We start from the raw sequence: 5,013 nt of genomic DNA, 5'->3' as shown, positions 1-5,013 counted from the left end.
TCTACTCGCTTCGGGTGTCCACCATGGATAGCCGCACGGTGCCCGCGACGAAGATCACCACACACAGCGCCGCGAAGTACACCAGCGAGCCGTTCTGCCCACCGAAGTAGCTCTCGATGGTCGCCAGCTGTCCCACTCCGAGTTCACCGTTCTTGAACGGCGACAGCCGTTGCAGCAGCAGCCCCAGATCGCCCGGGATGAAGGTGACGAACACCTCGATGCCGAACTTCCACAACAGCACGATCATGACGACCAGTCCGGGTTTGGGCACCAGTGCCGAGAGTCCCAGCCCGAGCGCGCAGATGAGCAGGGCGAAGATCGGCACCGCGATGAGCAGGCGCACGCCGTCGGCGGAGAACGCGTCGACCTCGCCCCAGATCTCGGGGAAAACGCGCGGGAATCCGGCGAGCAGCGCGAAGGTGGTGAGCCCGGCGGTGACGGCGGAGATCGCGCCGAACACGATCAGCTTGGCCACCGGCAGGATCCAGCGGCGCGGCTGGATCGCGAAGGCCGTCTCGGCGGTGCGGTCCTTGAATTCCGCGCTGAGCGAGGACACTCCGGCCGACATGAGGATGAAGGTGGAGAAGATGAGAATCCAGTAGGCGGCGTTGTTGGTGTCCATACCGCCCGCGCCCCGGAACGCGTTCGACTGGGTGGCTTTGGCGATGCCGAAGTTGATCGCGACCGGGATGACCACGGCCAGCGGCACCACCGAGTACCACACCGAACTGCGCCACGACAGCTTCGCCATCTCACTGCGCACGGCCTGGACGAGATAGGTGACCGTCATCAGCGCGCACCCCCGGCCGCCGCGTATTCCACACTGCCGCTGGTGATGTCGATGTACGCCGACTCCAGCCGCCGGGGCTCGGTTCCCTTCGCCACCAGTTCTTCCTTGGTCGTATCGGACAGCACCGCGCCCTTGCCCATGATGACGACCCGCGTTCCGGTGATCTCCACCTCGGTGAGATTGTGCGAGGCCACCAGCAGGCACTTGCCCTCGGCCGCCAGACCGACCACGAGCTCGCGCAGCCAGAGGATGCCCTCGACGTCCAGGCCGTTGGCGGGCTCGTCCAGCACGACGGTCTTGGGATCGCCCAGCAGGGCCGAGGCGATGCCGAGCCGTTGCAGCATGCCGTAGGAGAACTTGCCGACCGGCCGCCGGGCGACCCGTTCCAGTCCGACCCGCTCCAGCGCCGCGCCGACCGTCGATGTCGGCAGCCCGCCCAGCCGTGCCTGCCACAGCAGGTGCTGGGTGGCGGTGTGCTGCGGATTGCGGGCGAACGCGCCCAAGCTGAACCCGATTTCGCGCAGGGTGTTCGGGAAGTCGTGCAGGGTCTTGCCATTGATGGTGATCGACCCCGAGCTCGGCCGCGCCAGTCCGGCGATCATGCGCATGACCGTGGTCTTGCCCGCGCCATTGGGTCCGAGCAGATAGGTGATGGCCCCCGGCTCGGCCTCGAAGCTGACGTCGTCCACGGCGACGGTGTCGCCGAAGCGTTTGGACACGCCGCGAACGGTGATCATAGGGAAGTCCTGAAAAGCTGTTTCACAATCGAATTCGTTTCTCTGGGGCGGCTGACATGACAAACGCGACCCTCGGATCGCGTGGACGCAATCAGGGGGCCGCGCCGGGATGTCAGCGGTGGCTCAGTAGCCGAAGTTCGGGTTACCGGCGCACTGCATCGACTGGCAGATGCTCTTCCAGTCGAACTTCCACAGGCCGCCCTCGCGGATGTAGTGGTAGGTGGTGCTGGTGGCCGGGAAGCCCGCCATCAGGCCCTCGACCTGGACCGACATGGTGTTGCCGGCGACGTTCACCGGACCGAGCGCACGGCCCTGGATGGAGAAGAAGTCCATGGTGGCGCTGTTGCTCATCACGCGCTCGAGCGCGCCGCGGGCGGCCGGGCCGTTGTAGCTCACCTCGACCTTGGCGTCCATGCCGATGTTCGGGTTCCAGAACGCGGCGAACTGCTTCTCGATCTGATGCAGGCTCGGCACGTCGGCGCGGACGTAGAGGTCGGAGACCTGCGAATCGCGGATGGACACATCGGCGGCCGCGGGCTGGGCGAAGCCCAGGCCGAGGATGGCGGCGAAGACGGCGATGGCGGCGACTTTGATGAACTTTGGCATGACAGCCCTTCTCGAACAGCGTGCGAAACGTGCAGCGAGAGCACACGCTAGCCAGGCAAATTAGGCAAGTCAATCCTAAGTCGGGCGTGGCCGCCGAAGTGTGAGGTCTCCCAAAGCGATTGGTGCGGAGCGAGACGGGTCACACATACGCTCCCGGTAAGTTAGTCTAGCCTTGCCTAATAAAAGAACGAAAGGATGCACGGTGTCGACCGAACCCGCCATACAGGTCGTCGATCTGGTCAAGACATACGGCGAGGTCTCGGCGTTGCAGGGGATATCGTTCGAGGTGGCGCCCGGCGAGGTGCTCGGCCTGCTCGGCCCCAACGGCAGCGGCAAGACCACGACCGTCACACTGCTGTCCACGCTGCAGCGGCCGTCCTCGGGACAGGCCCGCATCTGCGGGTGCGACGTGGTCGCCGACGCGGCGCGGGTGCGCGAATTGATCTCGCTCACCGGGCAGTACGCCGCCCTGGACTCCGGACTCACCACCGTGGAGAACCTGGCCGTCTTCGGCAAGCTCACGGGTCTGCGCGGACATGCGCTGCGGGTCCGGATCGACGAACTGGTCGAGCAATTCGATTTGGCGGCGGTGCGGGACCGGCGGGTCGGCGCGCTCTCCGGCGGTATGCAGCGGCGCGTGGACATCGCCAGCGCGCTGGTCACCCGCCCGGAGGTGCTGTTCCTGGACGAGCCGACCACGGGGCTCGATCCGCGCAGCCGCGCCGCCGTGTGGGATACCGTCTCCGGACTGCGCGGCGAGGGCATCACGGTGCTGCTCACCACGCAGTACCTGGAGGAGGCCGACCGGCTCGCCGACCACATCGTCATGCTCAACCGCGGCTCGGTGGTCGCCGCCGGTACGCCCGGCCAGCTGAAACAGCAAGTCGGCGCGGCCGTCTGCGAGGTGACCCTGATCGAGCGCGACGACACCGCGCGGGTGCTGTCGCTGCTCGACGGCTTCGAACTGGTCGACGCCCCCGCGGACGGGACCGCCGGCACCGTGCACCCGCGCCTGGTGGTCCGGGCCCCCGACGGCATGGACACCGTGTCCGACGTGATCGCGCGGTTGCGCGGGGAACGCATCGACGTGGTGGACATCGGGCTGCGGCAGCCGTCGCTGGACGAGGTGTTCCTGCAACTCACGGAGAAGCACTGATGTCGTCGACCACCCTCACCCCCGTGTCCGCCACACCGGCGCGCGGCGGCTCCATCGCCCGTGCCTCGGTGGGTTTGGGCGCGGCCACCGCCACCCTGGCCCGACAGAAGATCGTGGCCGCGATCCGTTCCGGCGACGCGATTTTCGCCGTCTTCGGGCCGGTCGTGTTCTTCGTCTGCTTCTACGTGCCGCTGCATCGGCAGTTCGAACTGGGCGGCGGTGACTACGCGCAGTTCCTCACCCCGATCATCCTGTTGCAGGCCGGGCTGTTCACCGCCATCACCGCCACCGAGACCGCCGGCCACGACGCGCGTGCGGGGGTACACGAACGCATGATGTCGCTGCCCATCCCGCGCGTCACGCCGTTCCTGGGCCGGATGGCGTGGGTGGTGGTGCGCATGCTGCTGGCGCTGGCGGGCGGTCTCGGCATCGGCTACGCGCTGGGTTTCCGGTTCCACGGGTCCGCCTGGCACACACTGGCTTTCCTGGCGTTGGTGGTGGTCTTCGGGCTGGCGCTGAGCATGCTCACCGACGCGGTAGGCACGGTCGCGCGTAATTCGGTGTCCATCGCCAGCATTCTCATGATCCCGCAGCTCATCCTGGTGATGGCGTCCACGGGACTCGTTCCGGCGGCAGGGTTTCCGGACTGGGCGCAGCCCTTCGTCCGAAATCAGCCCATGTCGGTGTTCACCGATGCGCTGCGGGCGCTGGCGACCGGGACGGGGATCGATCTGACGGCCGCGCTGGTCTGGGCGGCGGCGCTGCTCACCGCGGGCGGCATCGCGATCGTCGCGGCGGGTCGGGCACAGGTGAGCCGATGAATCAGGAAGCCATGACCACAGTCGAATCCAATTCCACCGCAGTGAATTCCACCGCGACAGCCACGACATGGCCGCCGCGCCAAGCCGTTCCGCTGCTACGTCAGTCGCTCGTGCATGCGGGCGCGCTGCTGCGATCCTGGTCGCGCGACCCGGGAATCGTGGTGCAGTCGTTGGTCTTTCCCGCCTTCATGCTGCTGATGTTCCAGCTGGTGCTGGGCAAGACGGTGACCGCCATGGGCGGCGGTGACAGCGTGTACGGCAATACCGGCCTGGTGGCGCTGGTGGGCGCGCTGTTCGGCACCCTCGCCACGGCGATCAGCCTGATCTCCGAACGCGATACCGGGCTGCTGGCGCGCACCTGGACGCTGCCGGTGCCGCGAGCGGGCTTCATCGCCGGGCGGCTGCTCGCCGAGGCGCTGCGCACCGGTATCGCCACCGTGGTGTTGTTCGCCGTGGCGGTGCCGCTGGGCTTCCGCTTCGAGCACGGGATCGCCGCCGCCGTCGGCGCGGTGCTGGTGCCGATGGTGTTCGCGGTCGGCATCGCGGTGCCGGTGATCGCCATGGCCACGGTGGCGTCGGGGCGGCAGGCCGTGCAGCAATTAGGCGGGTTGTTCCTGCTGCTGCTGTTCTTCAACGGCGGCTTCGCGCCGGTCTCCGAATACCCGGGCTGGTTGCAGCCGGTGGTGCGGCACCAGCCGATGACCCCGGCGGTGGACGCCGTACGCGGCCTGACCGAGAGCGGTGCGGTGGCGAAACCGCTCGTCCTCACGGTGGTGTGGACCCTCGGCCTGATCGTCGTCTTCGGCCCGCTGGCGGTACGGGGGTATCGCCACGCCGCCGAGCAGCGCCGCTGACCCCAGACGCCGCTGACCCGTACGACGAGAACGGGGCCCGGTCGGGATT

The 5,013-nt window shown here is 67.8% G+C and carries 6 protein-coding genes; 3 read left to right on the top strand and 3 right to left on the bottom strand.

The genetic code is table 11. The annotated features are described in order from the left end of the window. Position 1: 1 nt before the first annotated feature. From QK444_RS32455 to QK444_RS32445, 3 genes are all read right to left on the bottom strand, one after another. Complete coding sequence (locus tag QK444_RS32455; RefSeq protein ID WP_282785879.1) at positions 2-790, bottom strand: ABC transporter permease; 789 nt, start codon at positions 788-790, stop codon at positions 2-4. Continuing rightward, positions 790-1,527, bottom strand: a complete 738-nt coding sequence (locus QK444_RS32450; protein WP_282785878.1) for an ATP-binding cassette domain-containing protein — start codon at positions 1,525-1,527, stop codon at positions 790-792. The genes QK444_RS32455 and QK444_RS32450 overlap by 1 nt, the downstream gene beginning before the upstream one ends. Positions 1,528-1,650: 123 nt before the next feature. Continuing rightward, the gene (locus tag QK444_RS32445; RefSeq protein WP_282785877.1) at positions 1,651-2,133 is read right to left on the bottom strand and encodes a hypothetical protein; all 483 of its coding nucleotides are present in this window, start codon (positions 2,131-2,133) and stop codon (positions 1,651-1,653) included. 202 nt (positions 2,134-2,335) lie between these two features. On the opposite strand from QK444_RS32445, the gene QK444_RS32440 reads away from it, so the two are divergent. Genes QK444_RS32440 through QK444_RS32430 form a run of 3 tightly spaced genes read left to right on the top strand, consistent with a single transcriptional unit; the run spans position 2,336 to position 4,964 of the window. Beyond that, positions 2,336-3,289 (top strand): ATP-binding cassette domain-containing protein, encoded by a 954-nt coding sequence (locus QK444_RS32440; RefSeq protein ID WP_282785876.1) that lies wholly within the window; start codon positions 2,336-2,338, stop codon positions 3,287-3,289. Next, positions 3,289-4,110, top strand: coding sequence for an ABC transporter permease (locus QK444_RS32435; protein ID WP_282785875.1), 822 nt, complete (start codon positions 3,289-3,291; stop codon positions 4,108-4,110). The genes QK444_RS32440 and QK444_RS32435 overlap by 1 nt, the downstream gene beginning before the upstream one ends. Positions 4,111-4,121: 11 nt before the next feature. After that, entirely contained in the window at positions 4,122-4,964 is an 843-nt protein-coding gene (locus QK444_RS32430) for an ABC transporter permease (protein ID WP_282785874.1), read from the top strand. Positions 4,965-5,013 lie beyond the last annotated feature (49 nt).

This window comes from Nocardia sp. CC201C, assembly GCF_030010695.1.
GTDB classification, from domain to species: domain Bacteria; phylum Actinomycetota; class Actinomycetes; order Mycobacteriales; family Mycobacteriaceae; genus Nocardia; species Nocardia otitidiscaviarum.
The sequence above is the reverse complement of the archived record's forward strand: the minus strand, read 5'-3'. Positions and strand labels throughout refer to the sequence as shown.